20 protein-coding genes and 3 pseudogenes are annotated in these 26,812 nt (G+C 55.5%); 8 read left to right on the top strand and 15 right to left on the bottom strand.

The features are described from left to right. Positions 1-95: pseudogene (locus DW082_RS12345) on the top strand (IS982 family transposase); the annotation flags it as partial. Between the two features lie 62 nt (positions 96-157). Here DW082_RS12345 and DW082_RS12340 read toward each other — a convergent pair. Then, the gene (locus DW082_RS12340; RefSeq protein ID WP_118458861.1) at positions 158-1,192 is read right to left on the bottom strand and encodes a glycoside hydrolase family 43 protein; all 1,035 of its coding nucleotides are present in this window, start codon (positions 1,190-1,192) and stop codon (positions 158-160) included. 19 nt (positions 1,193-1,211) lie between these two features. Further along, positions 1,212-2,141: an HAD family phosphatase gene (locus DW082_RS12335; protein ID WP_101570820.1), complete on the bottom strand. Its 930-nt coding sequence runs from the start codon at positions 2,139-2,141 to the stop codon at positions 1,212-1,214. A 594-nt stretch (positions 2,142-2,735) separates the two neighbouring features. On the opposite strand from DW082_RS12335, the gene DW082_RS14600 reads away from it, so the two are divergent. From DW082_RS14600 to DW082_RS12320, 3 genes are all read left to right on the top strand, one after another. Beyond that, positions 2,736-3,203 (top strand): hypothetical protein, encoded by a 468-nt coding sequence (locus DW082_RS14600; protein WP_182424168.1) that lies wholly within the window; start codon positions 2,736-2,738, stop codon positions 3,201-3,203. A 38-nt stretch (positions 3,204-3,241) separates the two neighbouring features. Then, complete coding sequence (locus DW082_RS12325) at positions 3,242-4,021, top strand: DUF1080 domain-containing protein (protein ID WP_055203906.1); 780 nt, start codon at positions 3,242-3,244, stop codon at positions 4,019-4,021. A gap of 79 nt (positions 4,022-4,100) precedes the next feature. Next, positions 4,101-5,018 (top strand): ThuA domain-containing protein, encoded by a 918-nt coding sequence (locus DW082_RS12320; RefSeq protein ID WP_118458857.1) that lies wholly within the window; start codon positions 4,101-4,103, stop codon positions 5,016-5,018. An 88-nt stretch (positions 5,019-5,106) separates the two neighbouring features. Here the strand turns inward: DW082_RS12320 and DW082_RS12315 are convergent, their stop codons facing one another. The 8 genes and pseudogenes from DW082_RS12315 to DW082_RS12280 all read right to left on the bottom strand — a co-directional run bounded on the left by DW082_RS12315 (position 5,107) and on the right by DW082_RS12280 (position 14,558). After that, a complete protein-coding gene (locus DW082_RS12315; protein WP_101570814.1) occupies positions 5,107-6,657 on the bottom strand; it encodes an alpha-isopropylmalate synthase regulatory domain-containing protein in 1,551 nt (516 codons plus the stop codon). Between the two features lie 13 nt (positions 6,658-6,670). After that, a pseudogene (gene leuD / locus DW082_RS12310) lies at positions 6,671-7,263 on the bottom strand (3-isopropylmalate dehydratase small subunit). A 38-nt stretch (positions 7,264-7,301) separates the two neighbouring features. Then, the gene (gene leuC, locus DW082_RS12305; protein ID WP_055203914.1) at positions 7,302-8,705 is read right to left on the bottom strand and encodes a 3-isopropylmalate dehydratase large subunit; all 1,404 of its coding nucleotides are present in this window, start codon (positions 8,703-8,705) and stop codon (positions 7,302-7,304) included. Positions 8,706-8,721: 16 nt separating this feature from the next. Beyond that, on the bottom strand, positions 8,722-10,236 hold the full coding sequence (locus DW082_RS12300; RefSeq protein WP_118458855.1) for a 2-isopropylmalate synthase: 1,515 nt from the start codon (positions 10,234-10,236) through the stop codon (positions 8,722-8,724). Between the two features lie 207 nt (positions 10,237-10,443). Continuing rightward, positions 10,444-12,111, bottom strand: a complete 1,668-nt coding sequence (gene recN / locus DW082_RS12295; RefSeq protein WP_118458853.1) for a DNA repair protein RecN — start codon at positions 12,109-12,111, stop codon at positions 10,444-10,446. 52 nt (positions 12,112-12,163) lie between these two features. Continuing rightward, positions 12,164-13,378: a bifunctional phosphopantothenoylcysteine decarboxylase/phosphopantothenate--cysteine ligase CoaBC gene (gene coaBC / locus DW082_RS12290; RefSeq protein WP_118458851.1), complete on the bottom strand. Its 1,215-nt coding sequence runs from the start codon at positions 13,376-13,378 to the stop codon at positions 12,164-12,166. Between the two features lie 30 nt (positions 13,379-13,408). Further along, a complete protein-coding gene (locus DW082_RS12285) occupies positions 13,409-13,753 on the bottom strand; it encodes a DNA-directed RNA polymerase subunit omega (RefSeq protein ID WP_101570808.1) in 345 nt (114 codons plus the stop codon). Continuing rightward, positions 13,734-14,558 (bottom strand): outer membrane protein assembly factor BamD, encoded by an 825-nt coding sequence (locus tag DW082_RS12280; RefSeq protein WP_118458849.1) that lies wholly within the window; start codon positions 14,556-14,558, stop codon positions 13,734-13,736. Before DW082_RS12280 ends, DW082_RS12285 begins: the two co-directional genes overlap by 20 nt. A gap of 50 nt (positions 14,559-14,608) precedes the next feature. Here DW082_RS12280 and DW082_RS14730 point away from each other — a divergent pair, with 50 nt between their 5' ends. Then, positions 14,609-14,767: a hypothetical protein gene (locus DW082_RS14730; protein ID WP_220452659.1), complete on the top strand. Its 159-nt coding sequence runs from the start codon at positions 14,609-14,611 to the stop codon at positions 14,765-14,767. Between the two features lie 388 nt (positions 14,768-15,155). After that, a complete protein-coding gene (locus tag DW082_RS12275; protein ID WP_055203922.1) occupies positions 15,156-16,406 on the top strand; it encodes a pyridoxal phosphate-dependent aminotransferase family protein in 1,251 nt (416 codons plus the stop codon). Positions 16,407-16,607: 201 nt separating this feature from the next. Here DW082_RS12275 and DW082_RS12270 read toward each other — a convergent pair. From DW082_RS12270 to DW082_RS12260, 3 genes and pseudogenes are all read right to left on the bottom strand, one after another. Continuing rightward, positions 16,608-18,795: pseudogene (locus DW082_RS12270) on the bottom strand (glutamine synthetase III). Positions 18,796-18,897: 102 nt separating this feature from the next. Then, complete coding sequence (locus DW082_RS12265; RefSeq protein WP_118458847.1) at positions 18,898-19,869, bottom strand: M23 family metallopeptidase; 972 nt, start codon at positions 19,867-19,869, stop codon at positions 18,898-18,900. A 4-nt stretch (positions 19,870-19,873) separates the two neighbouring features. Further along, a complete protein-coding gene (locus DW082_RS12260; protein ID WP_055203928.1) occupies positions 19,874-20,842 on the bottom strand; it encodes a peptidoglycan DD-metalloendopeptidase family protein in 969 nt (322 codons plus the stop codon). Positions 20,843-21,015: 173 nt separating this feature from the next. On the opposite strand from DW082_RS12260, the gene alaS reads away from it, so the two are divergent. Together alaS and gpmI are read left to right on the top strand one after the other, a co-directional pair. After that, on the top strand, positions 21,016-23,637 hold the full coding sequence (alaS, locus tag DW082_RS12255) for an alanine--tRNA ligase (protein ID WP_055203930.1): 2,622 nt from the start codon (positions 21,016-21,018) through the stop codon (positions 23,635-23,637). Between the two features lie 46 nt (positions 23,638-23,683). Next, complete coding sequence (gene gpmI / locus DW082_RS12250) at positions 23,684-25,207, top strand: 2,3-bisphosphoglycerate-independent phosphoglycerate mutase (protein ID WP_118458845.1); 1,524 nt, start codon at positions 23,684-23,686, stop codon at positions 25,205-25,207. A gap of 224 nt (positions 25,208-25,431) precedes the next feature. On the opposite strand, the gene DW082_RS12245 is transcribed toward gpmI, so the two are convergent. Both DW082_RS12245 and DW082_RS12240 read right to left on the bottom strand, forming a co-directional pair. Next, positions 25,432-26,151 (bottom strand): ThiF family adenylyltransferase, encoded by a 720-nt coding sequence (locus DW082_RS12245; RefSeq protein WP_153498014.1) that lies wholly within the window; start codon positions 26,149-26,151, stop codon positions 25,432-25,434. After that, positions 26,148-26,777, bottom strand: a complete 630-nt coding sequence (locus DW082_RS12240) for a TatD family hydrolase (RefSeq protein ID WP_172970762.1) — start codon at positions 26,775-26,777, stop codon at positions 26,148-26,150. Before DW082_RS12240 ends, DW082_RS12245 begins: the two co-directional genes overlap by 4 nt. Positions 26,778-26,812: the final 35 nt, after the last annotated feature.

The raw sequence follows: 26,812 nt of genomic DNA, 5'->3' as shown, positions 1-26,812 counted from the left end.
GAATCATTGGCAAAATTAGTGCACTTACCATTCTGCAATACGTAAACTTCATTAACGACAAGCCCATTGGCAGAATTAAGTATGCACTAAATTAATTCCGCCAACAGGTAAAGTTAATAAAAATCGGATTAAAACGATAACGTATATGCGATCGATTTTACGGTACCGGCTGCGGCGTCGAAGTCGGGCCGTCCGTCTTCAGTTTGCCGTTTTTGTCGAAGAACAGCCGGTCGATGCACACCACCCGGTCGAACGATGGTTTCCGGCAGTCGGGATCGGCGTGACGGTGATAGACGATCCATAGTTTCCCGTCCTTCGTTCGGACGATCGAGTTGTGTCCCGGAGACGATACTCCTTTACTCAGGTCGGTCGTCATCAGCGGGTTGTCGTCGTATTTCGTCCACGGGCCGAGCGGGTGGGGGGCCGTCGCGATCCCGATTCCGTAGAACTCGAATCCGGTATCGTTGGCCGAGTAGGTCATATAATAGGTTTTCCCTTTTTTGATGACGGTGACCCCTTCGTTGCAACGGTTTACGTTCCAGCGCACTTTTTCCCACGGTTGCGATGCACGTGAGACCAGCCGCGGTTCGCCGACCATTCCCGAAAGATCCTTTTTCAGTTCCACGACGTAGTTCTCTCCGTATCCATAACCGTCCTGATTTCCGTTTTTGCTGAAGTACAGGTAGGGCGTTTTCGCTTTGTCGTCGTCCACGAAAATATGGCAATCGATGGCCGAATATCCCAGGTCGAACCACGGCGTATAAAGTTCTTCGAACGGCCCGTCCGGCGTGTCGCTGACGGCCAGGCACGACAACAGTACGCCCCGTTCGGCGTTCAGGCAACTGTACGTCATGTAGAATTTTCCTTTATAGTACTTTACCTCCGGAGCCCAGAATGCCCCGGCGCCGAAATGCCCGGCCGATTTGCGAAACAGCGGCCCCCCGTATTCCCACGTCACGAGGTCTTTCGAGGTATAGTAATCGAAACCGCAGTCTCCGGCCGTGGTTCCGGTCATGTAATAGGTACCTTTGTATTCGTATACGAACGGGTCGGCGACTTGCAACACTTCTCCGTCGGTCGTCCGTACCGGATTCGTGTACGTGTCTTTTTCGGATTCCGGATTTCGGGCGCTGCCGTGCGTAGCAGGCGCCAGTAGACTGCATAATAAGAAAACGAGGATTGTGTTTTTCATGGGTCGTATCGGATTTGCGTTATTGAATTGCAGAATTGGTGCGGTTTTGCGGAATTCCGTATGCCTTACATGCCCAGTCGTAACCTTCGTCCGGCACGTCGTTGCAGCGGACGGCGATCGTATTCGGGTCCGTTTCCCAGAAAGCCTTTACCGTTTTGCCGCCCATCGCCTCTTCGGGTTTCGTGTCGTCCGGGTTGACGATTACGCGCAGACCGACCGATTCGAGCATCATCTCCATGTCTCCGCGCGAGTTGCCACCGACCAGGATCGGCCGGGCCTTAATAAAGGTGTTGAGCGCTTCGGCTTTACCGGCGTCCTGCGGGATCGGACGCACCGTTTCGTCGGTGACGATCCCGTCGCGGATACAGGATTTGACTCCGATGATCCGGTCGACCGGAATCCCCAGCTCTTCGTGGATAAACCGCTGGTACAATAGTTCAGGAGAGGCCGTAATCACCCAGATTTCGATGCCGTATTCCTCGAGGTTTCCGAGCAGTTCTTTCATCTCCGGATAAAATTTCCGCTGGAATTTGTCGTGGAAACACTCCCAGCCGACCCGGCACATCTCGTCGGGAGTCATTCCGGCATAGAACCGGATGTAATTTTCGATGTAGGAGAAAGTGACGTTGTCCCCGTCGATCAACTGCCGGCAGACCGCCCACTTCGTTTTCGAATTTTCATCCTTTTTGCCTTCGTAATTTTTACGGGCGAAATCGTAAGTGGCTTCGTCGGCGAGGTAGTACGGCGTTTGGCCGAGCAGCGTGCCGTCGCAGTCGAAAACGGCTACCTTGCGTTCTTTCATCGTGCGGGTGGAGTTCAGAAACGATTCCAGTTTCCGGTTCGTTTCGGCGGAGAAGCCGGCGATCGGGCGGTAAGTTTGGGCGTTGACGCTCCATGCCAGCATCGCGAAAACGAGCGGTGCGATCGACCGGAAGGTTTTTTTGATCATGTCGGTTCGGGTTTGAAACAATATACGGATTACAGATATGGTATAAGTCGATTCTGAAAAACGATTCGGATGTCAAATATACAAAAAAGGTCCGGTATAAATACCGGACCCAACCTAACTTAACCCAACTTTACCTAACTGCATCGCAGCTAACCTAACCTAAAACTAACCTTAACATTAACCTTTTTCGCTGAGAACCAATTTGCTTAAGCCGTTCGATTTCGTTCCGCCATACGCTTACCGGTTTATCAACTTTTCCTACGTGCAATATTAGACCTTTTGCGAGGCATTTTTTTTCATGAGCTATCCATTTTTTTGCAATCCTGTTCCGATTTACGGGTTTAACGGTTAAAATTCGCGAAAAAGAAAAACAAATCGGGTTTTGTAAGATTTTAATGAATTAGTTGTAACTTTGGTTCGTCATCCGGCGGACGTATCCGGCAACCGGGGCAAAAGCTGCCGGATACGTATTTCTGCGGTTGCAAAAATGGAGTTTATGAAAGGAAAATGGATGCTTGGTGCCGTCCTGATTTTTATTTTTCTCTCAGGAGGGTGCGATAAGACGGACGATTCGAGTTTTGTTACGGATGTTTATTGGTTCCGGACGGCGACCCAGACGGTCGATGTCGATACGTCGTTGCGGGTTCCGTCGAGCAGCCCATTTATGTCTACCGCCTGGGAGGAGTCGAATATGCCGTCGACACCCTCGCTTTCGAGGTGCTGCCGGAATACACTACGGCCGTCGATCCCGACAACTATCAGTTGGTTAATTCGGTCGTGCGGTTCGTGACTGCCGATACGCTGCGTTCGGAGATCGTATTGAAGATTTATCCGGAGACGCTGCTGAAGCCCGATACGGTCGCTCTGAAACTGCTTTACACGCATCCGGCCAATACCGGAAACAACCGTCGTCACGACCGGATCCGGGTAATCCTGAATCCTGTCAAGCCGCCGGAACCGGATCCCGAGCCCGAAGAGCCTGAACAACCCGACGATCCGGATAATCCCGATGATCCGGATAACCCGGACGATTCCGGAACTACGGAAACGCCGGCCGAATGAGCGGAACATTTACCGAACATTAACCAATACATTAAAAAATGAAACATTTATTATTGTTGAGTGCCTGGTGCGTGGGGGTATGCGCGGGCGCCGCCGGTCAGGATGCCAAAAAATACCCCGATCCCGCGCCGATGACGCACGACATGTCCGAGTTCTGGACGCCGCAACCGAAAATCGTTACGCCTCCGGATATGGACAATGCGGTGGTTGCGCCGCCGTCCGACGCCGTCGTTCTGCTGGGGCTGAAAGACAACGCGATTAGCGAATGGGTAAACTGCGAGGAGGGCAAGCCCGTCGGCTGGCAGATCGAGAATGGGATCATGACCGTCAAGCCGCACTCCGGCAGCATCCGCACGAAAAAGGATTTCGGCGACTTCCAGTTGCACCTCGAGTGGAGCGCACCGACCGAAATCGTCGGCGAAAGCCAGGGACGCGGCAACAGCGGCGTGTTTATGCAAGGCATGTACGAAGTGCAGATTCTCGACAACTACCAGAACGAAACCTATGCGAACGGCCAGGCCGGGAGTATCTACAAGCAGACTCCGCCGCTGGTGAACGCCTGCCAGAAACCGGGCAAATGGAATACTTACGATATTATCTATACCGCTCCGCGTTTCAAGGAGGACGGCTCGCTGCAATCGCACGGGCGCATTACCGTGCTGCATAACGGTGTTTTGGTGCAGAACAATACGATGATTCTCGGAACGACCGAGTTTATCGGTTTCCCGCGGATCGTCGCGCACGGCAAGGGCCCGATCATCTTGCAGGATCATTTGAATCCGGTGCGTTTCCGCAATATCTGGATCCGCGAACTGTAATCCGGAGGACTTACCGGCAAAGGGAGGCGGATTCCGGCTCCCTTTCGCTATCTTTAGGAATCACCTGAACGTTAACCTTATGTATAGAAAAACGATTTTGAAGGCTGCGCTGCTGCTGGCATGCGTCGTCTGTTTTCCCGGTGTGTCCTGCGCCCGCAGACCGATCCGGGCGTTGATCGTCACCGGGCAGAATAACCACAACTGGCCCGTCAGCCACCGGGCGTTGCAGGCCATCCTGCAAAATTCCGGACTGTTTGCCGTCGATCTGGCGGTTTCTCCGCCGCAGGGCGGCGATATGGATGCTTTTGATCCCGATTTTAGCGCCTACCGGGTGGTGATCCTGGATTATAACGGAGACCGCTGGAGCGCTTCGACCGAGCGGCGTTTTCTGGATTATGTCCGCGACGGAGGCGGGGTGGTGCTCTACCACGCCGCCGACAATGCTTTTCCCGATTGGGAGGAATTTAATCGTATTGCCGCTCTCGGAGGTTGGGGAGGCCGCGACGAGCGTTCCGGCCCGTACCTGTACTGGAAGGACGGAAGTTTGGTAAGAGACACGACGAAGGGGCCCGGAGGCTCGCACGGCGAACAGCGCGAATACTCGATGAATGGCCGTAATGCCGAACATCCGGTTGTCCGGGGATTGCCCGGGCGGTGGATACATGCGACCGACGAGCTGTACGATCGGATGCGCGGTCCGGCCAATGTCGCGGAATTGCTGTACACGGCCTATGCCGATCCCGGACGAGGAGGTTCCGGACGCGAGGAACCGTTGGTTTTTACCGTCGATTACGGGAAAGCCCGCATATTTCACTTGATGATCGGTCATGCGGGACCGAGTCTCGAAGACAATCCGGCCATGCAGTGTACGGGGTTTCAAACGTTGTTGCTGCGCGGGTCGGAATGGGCCGCTACCGGGAAAGTCCGTCAGCGGGTACCCGACGACTTCCCGACGGAGCGGAAAAGCAGTTTGCGTAAGGATTATCGGAAGCCTTGAATGCTTTGCTGTATGGTTTGTTCACCAGATAAAACGGGCGGCCCAATCTTGAGGGGCCGCCCGTTTCGGTTTTGCGGGATTCCGGTTATTAATTTTCGCCGGACGACTGTTGATTGAGGATGTTTTCGACCTTGTTCAACATTTTGAGCGTCGCCTTGATAGCGGCTTCCGTCTGGTCGGCGTCCAGCCCGCGGGTCTTGAACGTTTCGCCGCGGTATTCCCACGTGATGTAGGTTTGGACGAAAGCGTCGGTGCGTCCTCCCGGAGGAATCGATACCGAATAGTTGACCAGCATCGGGAAATCGCGTTTCAGTTGCTCCTTGTAGATTTTCCGGATGGCCCGCATGAATGCGTCGTACTGCCCGTCTCCCGACGAGGTTTCCTCGTAATCCCGATCGTTGATCCGGATTTTCACGGTCGCCACCGGCCTAAGGCCATACGACAGAGACAGATTGTAATTCAGGATATGCACCTTTACGTCGTAAACGTCCTGTTTCAGGATGTCCGCGATGATGTAAGGCAGGTCTTCCGACGTTACGGCCTGTTTCTTGTCGCCCAGTTCGATGATCCGTTCGGTCACTTTGCGCATCGCTTCCTCGTCGAGGTCGATGCCCAGCGTATCGAGATTTTTTTTGATATTCGCCTTGCCCGACATCTTTCCGAGCGCGTATTCGCGCACCCGTCCGAACCGTTCGGGCAACAGGTCGTTGTAGTACAGGTTGTCCTTATTGTCCCCGTCGGCATGGATGCCGGCGCACTGCGTGAATACGTTTTCGCCGACGACCGGTTCGTTGGCCGGGATGTGGATGCCCGTGTAGGTTTCCACTATCCGGCTGACGTGGTTGATGCTCTTCTCGACGATCGTATTACGCACTTTCAGGTGGTCGTTCAACACGGCGATTACGCTCGACAGCGGCGCATTCCCGGCCCGTTCGCCCAATCCGTTGACGGTCGTATGGATGCCCTGCACTCCGGCTTTGACGGCTGCGGCGACGTTGGCGACCGCCAGATCGTAGTCGTTGTGCGCGTGGAAGTCGAAATGCAGCTCCGGATAGCGTTCCACCATGTCGCGGCAAAAAGCGTAGCAGTCGTCCGGGTTCAGCACCCCGAGCGTGTCGGGAATCATAAAGCGCCGGATAGGCTCTCTTTTCAGCGTATCGACCATCTCATAAACGTAGTCGGGCGAAAAACGCATCCCGTTCGACCAGTCTTCCAGATAGATGTTGACCGCGATGCCCATTTCGGTCGCTTGCGCGATGGCCGTTTTGATATCGGCGAAGTGTTGCTGCGGGGTTTTGCGTAGTTGAAGTTCGCAATGACGGCGCGAGCCTTTCGCCAGTAGGTTGACTACCCGGCAGCCGGCGTCTGCGATCCATTTCAACGATACCCCGTTGTCGACGAATCCCAGTACTTCCACACGATCCAGATACCCGCGTGCGGCAGCCCACTGCGCAATCCTGCGCACCGATTCGAATTCGCCCTCCGACACCCGTGCCGAAGCGATTTCAATCCGGTTTACGTGCAGTTCGTCGAGCAGCAGGCGGGCCATACTGAGTTTTTCGCGTACCGCGAACGAAACCCCGGAGGTCTGTTCGCCGTCGCGCAACGTCGTATCGAGTATCTCAATCTCTTTTACCATAAGCGTAAGGAAGTTAGGCCCGGGCCTTTTCGAAACGGGCGATATCGTCTTGGATGCTCAACAGATAGTCTACGTCGTCGTACCCGTTCAACAGGCATTCTTTTTTGTATCCGTCGATTTCGAACGAAGTTTTTTCGCCGGTCGAGCAGATCGTGAAGGTCTGATTCGGCAGGTCGACTTCGAATTGAGCCTCGGATCGGCAGCGATGGCGGCGAATATTTTGTTTAAGAACTCGTCGCTGACCTGTACCATTACCAGGCCGTTGTTCAGCGCGTTGTTGCGGAAAATATCGGCGAAAAAGCTTGATACCACCACCCGGAATCCGTAGTCGAAAATCGCCCACGCGGCATGTTCGCGCGACGAACCGCAGCCGAAGTTTTTTGCGGCCACCAGGATCTCGCCGCCGAATTTCGGATCGTTCAGCGGGAAGGAGTCCACCTTGTTGCCGGCCTTATCGTAACGCCAGTCGCGGAACAAATTGTCCCCGAAGCCTTTGCGTTCGACCGCTTTCAGGAAGCGGGCGGGAATGATCTGGTCGGTATCGACGTTCTCTATATTCAGCGGACAGGCCGTAGTCGTTAATTTCGTGAATTTTGGAATAGCCATGGTATTTGAAAATTATGCACCTCGTGCTTGTTATCGGATTAAAGGTTGAATACTTCGCGCGGATCGGAGATCACGCCGGTTACGGCGGCGGCGGCGGCTACCAGCGGTCCCGCCAGCATCGTGCGGGCTCCCGGACCCTGGCGTCCCTCGAAATTGCGGTTCGAGGTCGATACGCTGTACATGCCCGAAGGAATTTTGTCCGCGTTCATCGCCAGGCAGGCCGAGCAACCGGGCTGTCGCAGTTCGAAACCGGCTTCGTTCAGGATCGTTTCCAGTCCTTCGGCTTTGGCCTGCGCTTCGACCATCTTCGAACCCGGAACGAGCCATGCGGTTACGTTCGGCGCTTTCTTGCGGCCTTTCACGGCGTTGGCGAACTGCCGGAAGTCCTCGATCCGGCCGTTGGTGCAACTACCCAGAAACACGTAATCGACCTTTTTGCCGAGCATCTTCTCGCCGCTGTGGAAGCCCATGTAATTCAGCGATTTGTCGAAGCTGACCTTGTCGCTGCCGCTGAGTCCTTCGCCCGACGGAATCGTGCCGGTAATGCCCATTCCCATGCCCGGGTTCGTACCGTACGTGATCATCGGCTCGATATCGGCGGCGTCGAACGCGTATTCGGTGTCGAAATGCGCGTCCTGATCCGAATAAAGTTCTTTCCAGGCGGCTACGGCTTTGTCGAAATCGGCTCCCTGCGGGGCTCGGTTGCGGCCTTTCACGTAGTCGAACGTCGTTTGGTCGGGGGCGATGATGCCGCCGCGCGCGCCGCATTCGATGCTCATATTGCAGACGGTCATCCGCTCTTCCATCGACAGGTCGCGGATCGCTTCGCCGGCGAACTCGATAAAATGTCCCGTTCCGCCCGACGCCGATATCTTCGAGATGATGTACAGGACGATGTCTTTGGCCGTCACCCCTTTGCCGCGCTTGCCGTTCACGGTGATACGCATTGTTTTGGGCTTCGGCTGCAGGATGCACTGCGAAGCGAATACCATTTCGACTTCCGACGTGCCGATTCCGAATGCGACGGCGCCGAAAGCCCCGTGCGTCGAGGTGTGGCTGTCGCCGCATACGATCGTCATGCCGGGCTGAGTGATCCCCTGTTCGGGCCCGACGATATGCACGACGCCGTGTCCGGGACTGCCCAGCTTGAAGTATTCCACACCGTTCTCCTCGCAGTTGCGGCTGAACGATTCGAGCTGTTTGCGGCTCTGTTCTTCGGCGACGGGTCGATCCTGGTTCAGGGTCGGCACGTTGTGATCCGGCGTTCCGGTCGTCTGCTGCGGCCGGGCTACTTTGATCCCGCGGTTTTTGAGTCCCAGAAAAGCGACCGGCGAGGTTACTTCGTGAATATAATGACGGTCGATATATAATACGCTGCGGCCGCCGTCCAACTGACGGACTACGTGTGCATCCCAAACTTTGTCAAAAAGTGTTTTTCCCATTTTCGTGTGTTTATGATTATTCTGTTTTTTCCGTTACATTGAGCAGGTTCAGTCCGTCCACGAAAGCTTCGACGGCCGCTTTTACGACGTCCGTATTAGCCGAAAAACCGTGGACCAGCATCGACCCGCATTTGACCTGTACGTGTACGCGGCCTACGTCGTCGCTGCCCTTGTTCATCGCCTGGATCAGGAATTCGGTGATCTGTACCGTTTCGTTGATCAGCGTTTTGATCGCTTTGACCGCCGCGTCCACCGGGCCGTTTCCGGTGCAGGTGGCCGTGCGTTCGCTGTCGCCGATCTTGACGATGACCGTCGCGGTGGGGATCAGCGTGCCGGTCAGGATTTGCAGGTATTTCAGTTTGATCCGCTTGCCGACCTTTTCGCCGGTGGCGGCCCCGACCAGATAGAGCAGGTCGTCGTCGCGGACGTCCTTCTTCTTGTCGGCCAGTTCGAGGAACTTGGCGTATACTTCGTCCAGTTCTTTCTGTTCGAGTTTGAATCCGAGCAGTTCGAGCCGGTGGTTCAGCGCCGCGCGGCCGCTGCGGGCCGTCAGGGCGATCACCGATTCGTCCAGTCCGACATCGACCGGATTGATGATCTCGTAGCTTTCGCGGCTTTTCAGCACGCCGTCCTGGTGGATTCCCGACGAATGCGCGAAAGCATTGCGCCCGACTATCGCCTTGTTGGCCTGCACGGGCATATTCATCATGCTGGCCACCATGCGACTGGTCGAGGTAAGCAGTTTCGAATTGATCGACGTGTCGACGTTCAGGTGCTTGTGGCAGCGCAACGCCATCACGACTTCTTCGAGCGAAGTATTGCCGGCGCGCTCGCCGATCCCGTTGATCGTCACTTCGGCCTGGCGGGCGCCGTTGATAACGGCTTCGAGCGTATTGGCCGTCGCCATACCCAGGTCGTTGTGACAATGCGTCGAGATAATCGCCCGGTGGATGTTGCCTACATGCTCCATCAGGTACTTGATTTTTCGTCCGTACTCCTGCGGCAGGCAGTATCCGGTAGTATCGGGGATATTGACCACCGTGGCTCCCGCTTTGATCACCGCTTCGATGACGCGCGCGAGGTATTCGTTGTCGGCCCGACCGGCGTCTTCAGCGTAGAATTCGACGTCTTCGACATACTTCTTCGCGTGTTTCACGGCGGCTACGGCCCGTTCGATGATCTCTTCGGGAGTCGATTTGAGCTTGTCGTAAATATGCGAATGGGACACGCCGATCCCGGTATGGATCCGCTTGTGCTTGGCCAGCGCCAGCGCGTCGGCGGCTACGTCGATGTCTTTCTGTACGGCGCGGGTCAGCGCGCAAATCGTGGGATTCGAAACCGCTTTCGAAATTTCGCGCACCGAATTGAAGTCGCCCGGACTCGAAATCGGGAAACCTGCTTCCAGGATATCTACGCCCAGTTCTTCCAGGGCACGGGCTACTTCTATCTTTTCAATCGTATTCAACTGGCAACCGGGAACCTGTTCCCCGTCGCGCAACGTCGTGTCGAAAATAAATAATTTCTCACTCATGGCATCAAGTCTTTTAAACCGTAATTCTACATTCTTTCATTTACAAAATTAGCGGTTTCATTTCGAAAGTAGTCAAGTTGCAAATATACAAATACGACGGCAAAAAAGCAAAACGGCGCGACTAAAGAGTCTATAATAAATACGATACGCTCCCGTGCCGCCGCAAAATGTACGACGCCAACCTATCTGGTGAAAAGGTATCGGGGATTACTGTTTCGGCCTGATATTCAGCAGCAGCCGCGCCTGTTCGCGTGCGGCTGCGGTGACGTCCGTACCGCTGAGCATTTTTGCGATTTCGTCGATGCGTTGCTGCTGATCGAGTTTACGGATGCGGGTGGCCGTGGTCGCTCCGGATTCTTCTTTATATACGAAGAAGTGATGGTCTCCCTTGCTGGCGATCTGCGGCAGATGCGTGATGTTGACGACCTGCAAGTCTTCCGACAGGCGGCTGATGATCTCGCCCATCCGGTCGGCGATCGATCCGGATACTCCGGTGTCTATTTCGTCGAAGATGACGGTCGGCAGTTGGCTGTGGTGCGCGACGATTGCTTTGAGGCTCAGCATCAGCCTCGACATTTCTCCGCCTGAGGCTACCCGTTCGATCGGCTGAGGAGGCATGTGGCGGTTGGCCGTGAACAAAAAACGGATGTCGTCCGCGCCGTCGGGTCGCAGTTCGGCGGCCGGCGTGATCTCGATACGCAGTTCGGCGGCCGGCATTCCCAGTTCGGCGAGCATCTCTTTGACCTGTTTTTCGACGTGCGGGGCGGTTTTTTTGCGTCCGGCGGTGATTTCTGCGGCCTGCTTCGCGGCTTTTGCGCGTAATTCTCCGATCCGCTGCGACAACGTTTCGACGGCCTGCGCCGATCCTTCGATCTGTGCGAGGCGCTTTTCGTAATCGGTTTGCAGGGCGAGCAACGCTTCGACGGAATCCGCCTTGTGTTTTTGTTGCAGCGAGTAGATTAGGTCGAGCCGTTGCGACACCGATTCGAGCCGCTGCGGATCGGCTTCCAGGCGATCCCCTTCGGAAGCGATTTCGGAAGCCATGTCTTTCAGGTCGAGCGCGGCGCTGTGCAACCGGCTATAGAATGCGTCGGCCTGCGGATAAACCCTGGCGATCCGTCCGAGCGACACTTCGATCTCTTTGATCCGACCGAGCAGGTTTTCATCGGCTCCGGTCATCTCCTGCGAGATCCATAGCAGCGTATCCTTGATTTCGGCCGCATGAGACAGTTCGGTTTGCTGCGCTTCGAGTTCCGCCTGCTCCCCCTCTTTCAGCTTGGCTTTTTGCAATTCGTCCGACTGGAAGGCGAGGTATTCCCGGTCGCGGTCGTTCGCTTCGGCTTGTTGTCGCAGTCGGTTCAACTCGCGTTCGGATTGTTGCAACGCAGCGAACGTCTCCCTGTAACGCGACAGCAGGCCGTCGTGCGAAGCGACGCTGTCCACGATACCGGTTTGGAAACGGTTGTCCGCGAGCAGTAGGGTCTGGTGCTGCGAATGAATGTCGATCAGCCGGCTGCCGATCTCGCGCAAGGTGTTCATCTGTACCGGAATGTCGTTTACATAGGCTCGACTTTTCCCTCCCGGCGTGACGATGCGCCGGATGATTGTCCGGTTTTCGTAGTCGATGTCCAACGATTCGAACAATGCCTCCAGTCCGTATCCGTCGATGTCGAATTCCGCTTCGATGACGCAGTTGCGCTGGCTGTTCTTAATCGCCGCGGCATCGGTGCGATTACCGAGAATCAGGCCGAGAGCCCCGAGCAGGATCGATTTTCCGGCTCCGGTCTCTCCGGTGACGATATTCAGCCCGGCGGCCAGTTCGATGTCCAACCGGTCGATCAGCGCGTAATTTTCAACCGACAAACGATTCAGCATGGCGATTTCAAAAGTTTATCCAGACGGTTTATAGGTATTGTTGAGCGTTCGGTTATTCGGGACGGGCGTTTTTCGGCGCCCAGAACGCTTCGATTTCGTCGACGATGTCCGCGGCTACTTCAGTTTTGCTTTTCAGCCCGAATACGGTTTCGCTTCCGTCGCGGCGAAGTATCGTGATCTTGTTGGTATTGCCTCCAAATCCGGCGCCGTCGTCCTGCAAAGAGTTCAGTACGATGAAATCCATGTTTTTGCGTTCCAGCTTGGATTGCGCGTTGGCTTGTTCGTGGTCGGTTTCGAGCGCGAATCCGGCCACGAGGCGCGTTCCTTTGACCGCTCCGATCGCAGCGGCGATATCCCGAGTCGGCTGCAGGGCGATGTTCCATGCCGATCCTTCCTTTTTGATTTTCGTGTCGGCGACCGCCTGCGGCGTATAGTCGGCCACGGCGGCGCACATGACCGCCGCGTCGCATCGGTCGAAAGCTTTCGTAGCGGCCCGGAACATCTGCTCGGCCGTCACCACGTCGACCGTCTGCACGCCGTCCGGCGGCGTCAAGGCCGTTTTCCCGGTTACGAGGATCACTTCGGCGCCGCGTTCTTTCAACTCGGCGGCGATCGCATACCCCATTTTGCCCGACGAGAAGTTTGAAATGTAGCGTACCGGGTCGATCGGTTCGATCGTCGGGCCGGCCGTTACGAGGATCGTTTTGCCGGTCAGGTTGCGTTTCTTGGCGAAAAAATCCGATACGAAAGCGACGATCTTCTCCGGTTCTTCCATGCGGCCTTTGCCCGACAGGCCGCTGGCCAGTTCGCCTTCGGCGGGCTCGATCACCTGGTTGCCGTAGCTTTTCAGCGAGTCGAGGTTGTATTGCGTGGTAGGGTGGGAGTACATGTCCATATCCATCGCCGGAGCGACGAAAACGGGACACCGCGCCGACAGATAAGTGGTCAGCAGCAGGTTGTCCGCCACGCCGGTCGCCATTTTCGCGATCGTGTTGGCCGTAGCCGGGGCGATCAGGTAAGCGTCCGCCCACGTGCCGAGACTGACATGGCTGTTCCATTCCCCGTTCTCCGGATTGAAGAATTCGACCGGAACGGGATGTTTGCACAGGGTCGCCAGCGTCAGCGGCGTGATGAACTGTTTGGCCAGCGGGGTCATTACGACCCGCACTTCGGCTCCTTCGCGCACCAGCAATCTGACGAGTATCGCAGCCTTGTAGGCTGCGATACTTCCCGTTACCCCGACGAGTATTTTTTTCCCTCTGAGCATCGTATTTGAAAATTGTCGGAACGATCCGGTTTATTCTGCCGGCAGCTCCTCGGTTGCGTCCGCTTTCGTATCCCGGAAATAGATCTCTCCGGAGAGAAATTCTTCGGTAGCTACGATCGCCGGTTTCGGCAGGCGTTCGTAATATTTCGATATTTCGATCTGTTCGCGGTTCTCGAAAGTCTCTTCCAGCGAGTCGTTAACGCTCGAAAAATCGGCCAGCTTGCGCGTCAGTTCCTGTTTTATTTCGCTGGAGATCTGGTTGGCGCGGCGTGCGATGATGACTACCGATTCGTAAATGTTGCCCGTCGGAGCGTCCAGATCCGTCAGTTTACGCGTTACGGTGTTGGTCGGAATACTACTTTTCTTCAGTTCCATTGCTTGTTTCGGAATTATCGGATTTATTTGATTTTTCGCTCTTTTCTTTTTTCGGCTTGGGCTCCCGGGCCGCTTTGGACTCTTTGGCCGGTTTGGGCTCTTTCTCGACAGCGGCTTTTGCTTCTTTCTTTTCTTTCCGTTCCGCTTTCCCACGCTTTGCCGTCGTGCCGGTCTGGTCGGAGAAATTGAGGGACGGAGCCGATTCCGTTACCTCTTCGCTGTCTTCCGCTTCGGTGCCATCGGGCTTCTCTTTGTATTTCTCCAGGAATTTTTTAGCCTCGTCCTGCATTTTGTCGGCTTCTTTGCGGTATTTGCTTTCCGGATATTCGTCGATAAAGCTGTAATAAGCGTTCTGGGTATCCAGATAACGCTGACGCTGTAAGGCAGGAACGCTGTTGCGGGCATAGAGACACTGCGCGCTGACGATCAGATAAGCCAGTTCCTCGCGGTGGTTGCTTTCCGGATATTTCAGGATCGCGTTGCGCAACGCCGTAACGGCCGAATTGTAATAACCTACGTCGTAATAGAGTTTGGCGTTCAGGAAAGCTTTGTCGTAAAGCTTCTGACGCAGTTCGACCATGTTTTCAAGCAGCTCGTCCCGTTTTTGGCTTTTGGGATACCGATCCAAGTATTCGCTGATGGCCTGCATGGCCTGGAACGTGAACGATTGATCGTTTTCGGGCTTCGGCGACAGGTAGTAGAACCCTTTGGCGAAATAGTATTCCGACTCTTCGAGGAACGGGCTTCGCCCGAAACGCCGGCGGAATTCGTCGAATTGCTGGGAGCTGGTTTCGAAATCCCCCATTTTGTAGGAGCACAGGCTCGTGTAGAAAGCGACGGTATCGGCTGATCGGATTGGCTGAAGATGTGTTCGATGTCCTTGAACAGGGTGAGCGACCTGCTGTATTTCCCGGCATTGAAGTATTCGAGAGCCTTGTCGTACTTTTGCTTGTTGCTGCCGCTTTTCAGGAGTTTGTTGTACTCGCTGCACGACACGGTCGTCAAAAGCATTAACGCAATAAAAATTTTCGCAGGATAAAATTTCATCGTTATTTACAGGGTTTAAACGCTTCGCACGGAAAACACCATATTTACCGGACGGGCAAAGTTATGTATTTTTAACGATTTGGGAAACATATATTGTTTTTTTTCGATTTATATTTTGTATGCGGGCACGGAGCGTTCCGATGCCGGTCTCCGGTAGGGAGGGCTGCTTCCCGCGGATGCGGCGGCGCGGGCGGGAAGCGTTCCGATGCGGATGCGGCGGGTGCGTTTTGCGTTCGATTGCCGGGCGGAAAAACGGAAACGGAACATAAAAAAAGGTTAAATTTTTTATGCTTTGTAGAAAAAGGTTAACTTTGTGTGATTTTTTGTGGAATTCAACCAAACAAATTATACTACAGTGGATATTTTTGAACGAATACACGAGAACGCCGGCGGCCCGATCGGTCAGTATCAGAAATTGAGTCACGGTTACTATTCTTTCCCGAAACTGGAAGGAGAAATCGGTCCCCGGATGATGTTCCGCGGGCGGGAAGTATTGAACTGGAGCCTGAATAACTACCTGGGGCTGGCCAACAACCCGGAGGTGCGGAAGGCCGATGCCGAAGCCGCCGCCGAATTCGGTATGGCGTATCCGATGGGGGCGCGTATGATGAGCGGGCAGACCAAATGGCACGAACAGCTCGAACGGGAGTTGGCCGCCTTCGTCGGCAAGCCCGACGCGTTCCTGCTGAACTACGGGTATCAGGGGATGATCTCGATCATCGATTCGCTGCTGACCCGCCGCGACGTGGTGGTTTACGATTCGGAGGCGCACGCCTGCATCATCGACGGGCTGCGGTTGCATACCGGCAAGCGTTTCGTTTATCCGCATAACGACATGGAGGCCTGCCGCAAGCAGCTCGGTCATGCCACGAAGCTGGCCGAAGAGAACGGCGGCGGCGTGCTGGTAATCACCGAGGGTGTGTTCGGCATGAAAGGCGACCTGGGTAAGCTCGACGAGATCGTCGCCATGAAGAAGGATTTCAAGTTCCGCCTGCTGGTCGACGACGCGCACGGGTTCGGAACGATGGGGAAGACCGGCGCCGGAACGCCCGAGCATTTCGGCGTGATCGACGGCGTGGACGTACTGTTCAATACGTTCGCCAAGTCGATGGCCGGGATCGGCGCTTTCGTTTCGTCTGAAAAATATATCGTGGATTACCTGCGTTACAACATGCGTTCGCAGACCTATGCGAAAGCGCTGCCGATGCCGATGGTCAAAGGGGCGTTGAAGCGTCTGGATATGATCCGCAAGCATCCGGAATTCAAGGACAACCTTTGGACGATCGTCCATGCGTTGCAGAGCGGCTTCCGCAAGCGCGGGTTCGATATCGGCGGCACCTTGTCGCCCGTTACGCCCGTTTACATGAAAGGCGGGGTGGACGAGGCCTGCAATATCGTGGTCGATCTGCGCGAGACCTATAACCTGTTCTGTTCGGTGGTCGTGTATCCGGTGATTCCGAGAGGGGAGATCATTCTGCGGATTATTCCTACGGCCGTACATACGCTCGAAGACGTGGAGTATACGCTGGATTGCTTCGAAAAGTGCCATGCGAAACTTAAGAACGGCGATTACAAGAAGCCGATGCCGGACATGGGCGAAAAATAGTTTGATGCGAAGGCGGTCTCCGAACCGCCGGAAAACAGCTTCGAATTCTGAAGGGCGGCGTTTTCGGATTGCCGCCCTTCGTATTTCGATTTCTGATGTTATTGTCCCGGCGACCGTATGCCGATAAAAAGCGAAGCCGCCGGAAATCTCCCGGCGGCTTCGCTTTTTACAGGTCGTCGCGTATGCCGTTTTGCGGCGGCATTAGTTGATCGTCATCATTTCGCGGTATTTGGGCAGCGGCCAGAGTTCGTCGTCCACGATCAGCTCGAGCTTGTCGATGTCGTGGCGGATTTTGTCGAGATAGATCAGCACGTCTTCCGAATAACCGGTCGCCCGCGCCACCAGGTTGTCCATGTGGTTGTATTTCTTCCGGGCTTCGACCATCAGGTAAGTGTTCTCGCGAATGGCCTTCACGTGCTTGGCGATCGTCTGGATCGTACGGATTTCCTCGGCCGCCAGGTCGAGGTACTCGTTCGGCAGGATGTCCTTGAGTCCCTGGACGTTCTTAATCAGGATATTCTGGTAATGAATAGCTGTCGGAACGATATGGTTGGCCGCCATATCCGCCAGTACGCGCGATTCGATCTGGATTTTCTTGATCAGATTTTCCATGTTGATTTCGTAACGGGCGTGGATTTCCGATTCGTTGAACACTTTGTGTTTGTCGAACAGTTTCGAATAGGCTTTGCTGCTGAAAATCTTGAATGCGTCCGGAACGCTCTGGATGCTTTCGAGCCCGCGTCTGTCGGCTTCGCGCAGCCATTCGGCGCTGTATCCGTTGCCTTCGAACCGGATTTTTTTCGATTCGATGATGTATTTGCGGATGATCTGTAGGATCGCTTCGTCTTTTTTCACCCCTTTGTCGATCAGCTTGTCGACTTCGGCTTTGAATAGGGTGAGCTGTTCGGCGACCGCCGTGTTGATCGGAATCAGCGGCGCGGCGCAGTTGTTCGACGAACCGGTCGCCCGGAATTCGAACCGGTTGCCGGTGAAGGCGAACGGCGAGGTGCGGTTGCGGTCGGTGTTGTCGAGCAGAATTTCCGGGATCTTTCCGATGTCGAGTTTGATCTCGGTTTTTTCGTCGGGAGTCAGTTTCTTGTCGCTCAGGCGTTCTTCGAGCGAGTCGAGGATGGCCGACAGGGTCGAGCCGGTGAATACCGACATGACGGCCGGCGGCGCTTCGTGCGAGCCGAGCCGGTGCGAATTCGACTGGGTGGCGATCGACGCCATGAACAACGGACCGTAATTGTGGGCGGCCATGATCGTATTGACGAAAAAGGTCAGGAATTGGATGTTGTTTTTCGGTGTTTTGCCCGGCGCAAGCAGGTTTACGCCCGTGTCGGTCAGCAGCGACCAGTTGCAGTGCTTGCCCGATCCGTTGACGCCGGCGAACGGTTTTTCGTGGAACAGCACGCGCAGCTTGTGTTTTTGCGCCAGCCGGCGCATCAGGGTCATCAGCAATGTGTTGTGATCGACGGCGATGTTGGCTTCCTCGAATACAGGCGCGCATTCGAATTGATTCGGGGCCACCTCGTTGTGCCGGGTCTTGATCGGGATGCCGAGGCGGTAGGCTTGCAGTTCGAAGTCTTTCATGTATTCGAGCACGCGGCTCGGAATGGCTCCGAAATAGTGGTCGTCGAGTTGCTGGTCTTTGGCCGCGATGTGCCCCATCAGCGTACGTCCGGTCTGCGCCAAGTCGGGACGGGCCAGAAACAGCGCTTCGTCCACCAGGAAATATTCCTGCTCCCAGCCCAGCGTGACATTGACCTTCCTTACGTCCTTGTCGAACAACTGACACACTTCGACGGCGGCTTTATCAATGGCCTGCAGCGACTTGAGCAGCGGCGTTTTGAAGTCGAGCGCTTCGCCGGTGTAGGCGATGAATATGCTGGGGATACAGAGCGTCCGGTCGAGAATGAACGCGGGCGACGAAGGGTCCCAAGCCGAATAACCGCGCGCTTCGAACGTGTTGCGGAGGCCTCCGGTCGGGAAACTCGATGCGTCGGGTTCCTGCTGTACGAGCAGTTCGCCTTTGAACGCTTCGAACGATCCGCCTCCGAACATCGGTTCGAAGAAGGCGTCGTGTTTCTCGGCGGTGGAGTCGTTCAGCGGCTGGAACCAGTGCGAATAGTGGGTTGCTCCTTTTTCCATGGCCCACGTTTTCATCCCCTGGGCGACCTGGTTGGCGATCTTGCGGTCGATCCGCCGTCCTTCGTCGACGGCGGTGCAGAGGCTTTCGTAAGCTTCTTTCGGGATGTATTGACGCATTTTTTTCGCGGTCGAATACGTCCGCGCCGAAATAATCGGATATCTTTTTGTCCGGCAGGTCGGCTTTTACCGGCTCCCGTTTTGACATTTCGTCAAGCGCCTTGAAACGTAATATTGCCATGTCGATTCGTTGTTTGTATTTGAACGGACAAAAGTAGCAAATATTCGCGAATGCCCCTATTTTTTGCAGGGGTATTCGCGAAAAAAATGTTTTTTCGGACGCTTAGTCGAACGATTGCATCCCGGTTTGGGCGATCCGGATGATTTTTTGGTAATCTTGGTAATTCAGTTCCATGAAAAAATAGTGGATCGGGTCTACCCGCATACCGTCGTGCTTGACTTCGTAATGCAGGTGGGGCGCCAGCGACAGACCCGTGTTGCCGGATTGGGCGATGATGTCGCCCCGTTTGACGAATTCGCCTTTTTTAGCGTAGATTTTTCCCAGGTGGCTGTAAGTCGTTTCGTAGCCGTTCCCGTGGTTGATGACCACGGTATTCCCGGACGTGGTGTTACGCGTAACGACGTCCTTGATCCGGCCGTCGGCCGTCGCGAAAACGCGCGAACCTTCGCTCACCGTATAGTCCACGCCTTGGTGGGCGGTTAGAATTTTATAGAACGGGTGGATCCGCATACCGTACGAGGCGGTCAGCAGCGTCAGGTCTTTGTTGATGACCGGCTGGATCGCCGGGATGTTGTCGATTCGGTCTTTCAGCGAATCGGCGGTTTGTTCGAGGGTCGCCAGCGTGTACAGGTGTTCGCCGGCGCGTTTTTCGAGGGTATTGAGTTTCCCGAAAAACTCTTTGCCCAGTTCCTTGTTGGATTTGGTCAGCAGTTTTTCATGGGTTTCCCAGCGTTTTTTCTCGAATTCCGTGTCGAAATTGTACGGGTCGGATTCGAACAGCGTCCGGAACACCTGCTTGTCGCGGTCGATGACGTTGTACAGCACTTTCTCGACCGTTGCATAGCGTTCGCTCAACGAGTCGTATTCCTGGCGCAGCTTGCGCGTGGAGTGTTTCATCTGGTACTCCAGCGGCGTGTCGAAAAAGAACGAGAAGGCGGCGTAATAGATGACGGCGATCCCGATCCATGCGAACAGATGGATCACGCCGCGCCAAAATTTCTTCTTGAATTTTTCGCGTTGCTCGTGCCAGCGGGGAACCAGCTCCTTGAATTTCGGGGTTCGTTTGTTGTCCATCGGATTAATCGCCTTCGTAAGTCGTGTACTGCGCCGATTCGATGATCTTCTGGAATTCGGCTTCGGTCATGTCGCGGCTCAGGTAGTTGATCGGGTCGACATGGACACCTTTATATATAACTTCGTAATGCAGGTGGGGGCCTTTCGACAGTCCCGTGTTGCCGACCTCCCCGATTTTTTCGCCGCGCTTCACCTTTTGCCCCGGCATCACTTCGATCTTGCTCAGATGGGCGTAGCGGGTTTTGTAACCGAACCCGTGGTTCAGCAGGATCTGACGCCCGTATCCCCGCGTCCCTTCGTTGTTGAAGGCGACGAATCCGTCCCCGGTGGCATAAACCGGCGTTCCGATGTTCGATCCGAGGTCGACGCCCTGGTGTCCTTTCACCCGTCCTGTGATCGGGTGTACCCGCGTGCCGAACGCGCCGATGTTGCCGCGCAGTTTCCGGCGGTCGAGCGGCCAGATCGCGGGAATCGCTTCGGCCATCAGCGCTTTGTTTTTGGACAGCACCTCGAGTTCGTCGAGCGATTTGGACTCCAGGTACAGCATCCGGGTCATTGCGTCGAGGTCTCTCCACGTGCCGATCATCTCCGGCGTGTACATGTCTCCTTCCAGGAAGCTGTATTTCGTGTCGGGATAGGGCGTATAGATTCCGTGCAAGTTCAGCGAGTCGGCGGCGAACAGCGAGCGGTACACGTTGTTGTCGCGGTGACGCAGTTCCTGCAGTTTGGCGGTCGCCGCGCGGATTTTGTCGTTCAGGATGTTGTACTTCAGCATCAGTTCGTTGTTCCGTTCGCCGATGCGGTACATCTTCGGCGTGTAGAAGAAAAAGGAGAAAAGCAGGTTGACCACCGAAGCCAGGATAAAGCCGATCAGCACCTTCCGCAGAATCCGGTAGAACCGGATGCGGAACGGGATCGCCATCACCTCGTAGGTCAGGGTTTGTGGATTGAATTTATACCGCTTTTTTGCCATGCATTCGATGATCGGTCAGATATTGGGAGGCTTTCTTCCGGATGCCGCCGCAAGTTCGGACACTAAAAAAGTATTTTATCAACGGGAAATGTGACAAAATTAGACTAATTTACTTAATTTTGCAATTTCCTACAAGATAACGCATCGCAGTACGCAGATATTATAAGTAAGGTATGGATTCTAATCAAATCAGAAAAACTTTTCTCGATTTTTTCCGCAGCAAAGGGCATGTGATCGTGCCGTCGGCTCCGATGGTCGTCAAGAACGACCCGACCCTGATGTTCACCAACGCCGGGATGAACCAGTTTAAAGATTTGTTCCTGGGGAACTCTCCGATCAAAGACCGCCGGGTGGCCGATTCGCAGAAATGTCTGCGCGTGTCGGGCAAGCACAACGACCTGGAGGAGGTCGGCCACGACACTTACCATCACACGATGTTCGAAATGCTCGGCAACTGGTCGTTCGGGGATTATTTTAAGAAAGAGGCGATCTCGTGGGCGTGGGAGTTGCTTACCGACGTGTACGGCCTGCCGAAAGAGCGTTTGTACGCGACGATTTTCGAGGGGAGTCCCGATGAAAATATCGACCGTGACAACGAGGCCTACCAGTATTGGAAGCAGTTCCTGCCCGAAGACCATATCATTCTCGGAAACCGTCACGATAATTTCTGGGAAATGGGCGATACGGGGCCTTGCGGCCCGTGCAGCGAAATCCATTACGATCTGCGCTCGGACGAGGAGCGGGCCGCGTTGGACGGACGCGAGTTGGTGAACCGGGGGCACCACCTGGTCATCGAGATATGGAACCTGGTTTTCATGCAGTTCAACCGTAAGGCCAGCGGCGAACTGGAATTGCTGCCGGCCCGCCACGTGGATACCGGCATGGGCTTCGAACGGCTTTGCATGGTGTTGCAGGGCAAACAGAGCAATTACGATACCGACGTATTCCAACCGACGATCCGGCGTCTGGCCGAACTGTCCGGAAAAGTTTACGGTCAGGATCGCAGGGCCGATATCGCGATGCGGGTGGTTGCCGACCACCTGCGGGCGATTGCTTTCTCGATTGCCGACGGGCAGCTGCCGTCGAACGTGAAGGCCGGGTACGTGATCCGGCGTATCCTGCGCCGCGCCGTGCGGTACGGATATACTTACCTCGGTTTCAACGAGCCGTTTATCTGCCAGTTGGTCGACGGACTCGTCCGGCAGATGGGCGAACAGTTCCCCGAACTGGCGGCGCAGCAGGATCTGATTACCAAAGTGATCGCCGAGGAGGAAGCCGCATTCCTGAGGACATTGGCTACCGGGATCAATCTGCTCGACAATGTGATCAAAAAGGAACAGGCCGCCGGCAGCCGGGTGATCAGCGGCAGCGAAGCGTTCCTGCTGTACGATACTTACGGATTCCCGATCGACCTGACCGAACTGATCGCTCAGGAAAACGGCATGACGGTAAACGGCGAGGAATTCTCTGCCGAACTGCAGAAACAAAAAGAGCGTTCGCGCAACGCGGCGGCGGTCGATACCGACGATTGGGTCGAACTGTTCCCGATCGCCGAGAGTCGCTTCATCGGTTACGATACGCTCGAAAGCGACGTGCGGATTTCGCGTTATCGTCGCGTTACCGCCAAGAACAAGACTTACTATCAGTTGGTTTTCGACCAGACGCCTTTCTACGGTAATTCGGGCGGGCAGACCGGCGACCGCGGGTACATCGAGAGCGACGAACAGAAGATTCCGGTCACCGATACCCAAAAGGAGAACAACCTGACCGTCCATCTGGTCGATCGGCTTCCGGACGATCTTTCGGCGAAGTTCCGTGCGGTAGTGGACGGCGAAGCGCGGGCGAACACGGCGGCTAATCACACGGCCACGCACCTGTTGCATAAAGCGCTGCGTACGGTGCTCGGCGATCATGTCGAACAAAAAGGGTCGCTCGTATGTTCCGATTACCTGCGTTTCGACTTTTCGCATTTCCAGAAGGTAACCGACGAGCAGATCCGCGAAGTCGAAAAGTTGGTCAACCGGGATATCCGCAGCAACTTTCCGTTGCAGGAACGCCGCGAATACCCGATCGAAGAGGCCCGTAAACTCGGGGCCATGATGTTGTTCGGCGAAAAATACGGCGACCGCGTGCGGGTGATCCAGTACGGAAAGTCGGTCGAACTCTGCGGCGGAACACATGTTCCTGCGACCGGCAGCATCGGTTTTTTCAAGGTCGTTTCCGAAAGCGCCATTTCGGCCGGCGTGCGGCGTATCGAAGCGCTGACGGGCGACCGGGCGATGGAATACGTCTATTCGCTTGAGGATACCCTGCGAGCTGTTCAGCGGTATGTGAATAATCCTTCGGTGACTCAGGCGATCAAAAAGCTGGTCGAGGAGAATTCGGAACTGAACAGACAGATGGAGCAGCAGCGCAAGGAGCGTATCCAATCGCTGGTGGCATCCATTGAGCCGAACCTGACCGAGGAGGACGGCGTCGTACTGGTCGCTCGCCAGTTGGATTTGATGCCCGACGTCATTAAAGGAATCGCTTTCGGGCTGAAGCCGAAATTTCCGAATCTCGTGTTCGTGACCGGATCGGCCTTCGGCGACAAGGTGACGTTGACGATTATGCTGGGCGACGAGATCGTGGCCCGGGGTGTGAATGCGTCGAAAGTGATCCGCGAGGCGGCTAAAGAGATCGGCGGCGGAGGCGGCGGGCAGCCGTTCTTCGCGACGGCCGGCGGTAAGAAACCCGAAGGACTCGAAAAGGCTATTTTCAGAGCCGTGGAATTGATCAAAGGAGAATTGAAATAAGTGGAAGAGCGGGAAACGGACAGGTTTCCCCGAAAAAAGAAAGACGATGGCAAACAAAGTATTACTGATGATTTTGGACGGCTGGGGCAAAGGCGATCACGGCCACGACGATGTGGTTTATTCGGCCGACCCGGTCTATATCAACGGCCTGGAGGCCAAATATCCGTCGGCGCAGTTGCTGACCGACGGCGAAAACGTCGGCCTTCCCGACGGACAGATGGGTAATTCGGAAGTAGGTCACCTGAATATCGGCGCCGGACGCGTCGTATACCAGGATCTGGTGAAGATCAACCGGGCCTGCCGCGACAATTCGATTCTGAAGAATCCGGAGATCGTGAAGGCGTTCACCTATGCGAAGGTGAACGGCAAGCAGGTGCATTTCATGGGCCTGCTGTCGGACGGCGGCGTGCACAGTTCGCTCGATCATTTGTTCAAGTTGTGCGATATTTCGAAAGAGTACGGGATCGACAAGACGTTCGTACACTGTTTTATGGACGGCCGCGATACCGACCCGCGCAGCGGAAAGGGATTTGTGGAGAAATTGCAGGGGCACCTGAAGCATTCGGCCGGAAAAATCGCTTCGGTCATCGGCCGTTATTATGCGATGGACCGCGACAAGCGCTGGGAACGGGTCAAGGAAGCTTACGACCTGATCGTGAAAGGCGTGGGCGAAAAGGCGACGGACGCCGCCGCCGCCGTGCAGAAATCCTACGACGAAGGGGTGACCGACGAATTTATCAAGCCGATCGTCTGCGTTGACGGACAGGGCGATCCGGTCAGTACGATCCAGGACAGGGACGTGGTGATCTTCTTCAATTTCCGCAACGACCGGGCGAAGGAGCTGACGGTCGTGCTGACGCAGGAGGATATGCCCGATTACGACATGAAGAAGCTGTCGCTGTACTATTGCTGCATGACCCCTTACGACGCCAAGTTCACCGGCCTGCGCATCCTTTTCGACAAAGACAACGTGGCCAATACGATCGGCGAATATGTATCGTCGCAGGGCCTCAGTCAGTTGCGCATCGCCGAAACGGAGAAATACGCGCACGTGACGTTTTTCCTGAACGGCGGCCGCGAAGAGACTTTCGGCGGAGAGGAACGGATTCTGATCCCTTCCCCGAAAGTGGCTACTTACGATCTGCAACCCGAGATGAGCGCTTATCAGGTAAAGGACGCTCTGGTCGAGCAGTTGAACAAGAAAAAATTCGATTTCATCTGCCTGAACTTCGCCAACGGCGACATGGTGGGACATACCGGCGTTTACGATGCGATCGTCAAGGCGGTCAAAGCGGTGGACGCCTGCGTGCGCGACGTGGTCGAGGCGGCGAAGGCGAACGGTTACGAGGTCGTCGTTATCGCCGATCACGGTAATGCCGACCATGCTGAGAATCCGGACGGAACCCCGAATACGGCTCATTCGTTGAATCCGGTGCCCATTATAGTGATGTCCGACCGCGTTAAGAGCGTCCGCAACGGCGTGTTGGCCGATGTGGCCCCGACCGTGCTGAAATTGATGGGCCTGTCCCAGCCGCCCGAGATGACCGGGAAAGTTTTGGTCGAAATGTAACGCATGAACGCCGTTTTTGATCTCTTGATTGAAAACGGCGTAATTTATACCTGCCGGATGGATCGCGTCATTGGGTATTTATAATTGGACGATCGGAGTCGTCTCGGAGAAGGGCGAAGGCAGCGCTTTCTGGGTCGAACTGCCTTGCCGGGTCAAACCGATCGAAAAGTAAGAGTAAAGGAACGGTTTTTGGGGCCGCCGCCGGTATTTTTTATCGAAGCCGGTTATAATTCCCCGATCAGCCCCCGGATGACGACCGATGCGCAGTGACAGCCGAACAGTGCGGGCATGTAGGATATCGTGCCGACATTGGATTTTTTGTTGGTTTCCTCGCATAGGATCATGGCGCCTTCGCGGACCGCTTCGGGTGAAAAAACGACCCGGAACCCCGTCCGGATTCCCGCTTTATGCAATCTTTTTCGCAGCATGTGCGCCAGCGGACAGTGATGCGATTTCGCAATGTCTCTGATTTCGATCAGCGTAGGATCGGTTTTGGCTCCGGCCCCCATCGAACTGACCAGCGGAATCCCGCGGTCGAGGGCTCCCTTGATCAGATTTACTTTCGGCGACAGCGTATCGATCGCATCGACCGCGTAATCGAACTTTCCTCCGTCGAGCAGCCGGTCGGTCGCTTCGTCCCGGACATACTCCCGGAGTACGGTCAGGCGCAACTGCGGGTTGATATCTTGCAGGCGAGCAGCCAGTATTTCCGCTTTCGGCCGTCCGACCGTACTATGCAGGGCGACCAGTTGCCGGTTGATATTCGTTTCCGAAACGTCGTCGGCGTCTACGATCGTCAGCGCGCCGATGCCGCTGCGGGCGAGCATTTCGGCGGCATAGGCACCCACGCCTCCCAGCCCGACCACCAGTACGCGCGCGTTTTGCAGCCGTTTCGTCTTTTCGCTGCCCAGCAGCAGTTCCGTTCGTTCGAGCCAATGAGTCATGCGGCGAATATTTTTCGATAGTTTTTACGGATTTCGGCGGCCAGTTCCGCGACGGAGACTCCCCGGATCGCCGCCGCTCGTTCGTAGATGGAACCGATCCCGGCCGCGCTTTCGTCCGTTTCGAGGAAAAGACGGTCGGATGGGGTATTGCGCAGCGCGTCCGCCGTTTTCGAAGAACGGAATGCCGTTTCGCCGAACGACAGGTAATATCCCGCTTTCAACACCTGTCCGGCCAGTTGTTTCGATCCGGCGAATCCGTGGAAAACGGCCGGTATGTCGAACGGGCGCAGGGTCGGCAGCATTTCGTTGTAGGCTTTGACACAGTGCAAGATAACCGGCAGCCCGCGTCTGCGGGCGATCTCCAGTTGCCGAACCAGCCATTCGCGTTGTGCCGTTCGGTCGACCGATACGGCGTAGTCGAGCCCGATTTCGCCGATCGCCGCGCAGGGCAGCGTTTCGAGCTGCCGCAGTCCTTGCGGATCGGCTTTTTCGCTGTCCCACGGGTGGATGCCCGCCGAAAAGAGCGAACCGTCGGAAGGCACGGCATCCGTGCCGAGCCGTATCGACCGCAGGGCGGCGGCGTCCGGTTCTTTCCGGTGCGTATGGATGTCGATAAGCGGGTACATCTGCGAAAAATGATTAGCTTTGCGGAGCAAAGGTA

This window comes from Alistipes sp. AF48-12 (assembly GCF_003477565.1).
Taxonomy (GTDB): domain Bacteria; phylum Bacteroidota; class Bacteroidia; order Bacteroidales; family Rikenellaceae; genus Alistipes_A; species Alistipes_A hominis.
This window is presented reverse-complemented; position numbering and strand designations above follow the sequence as displayed.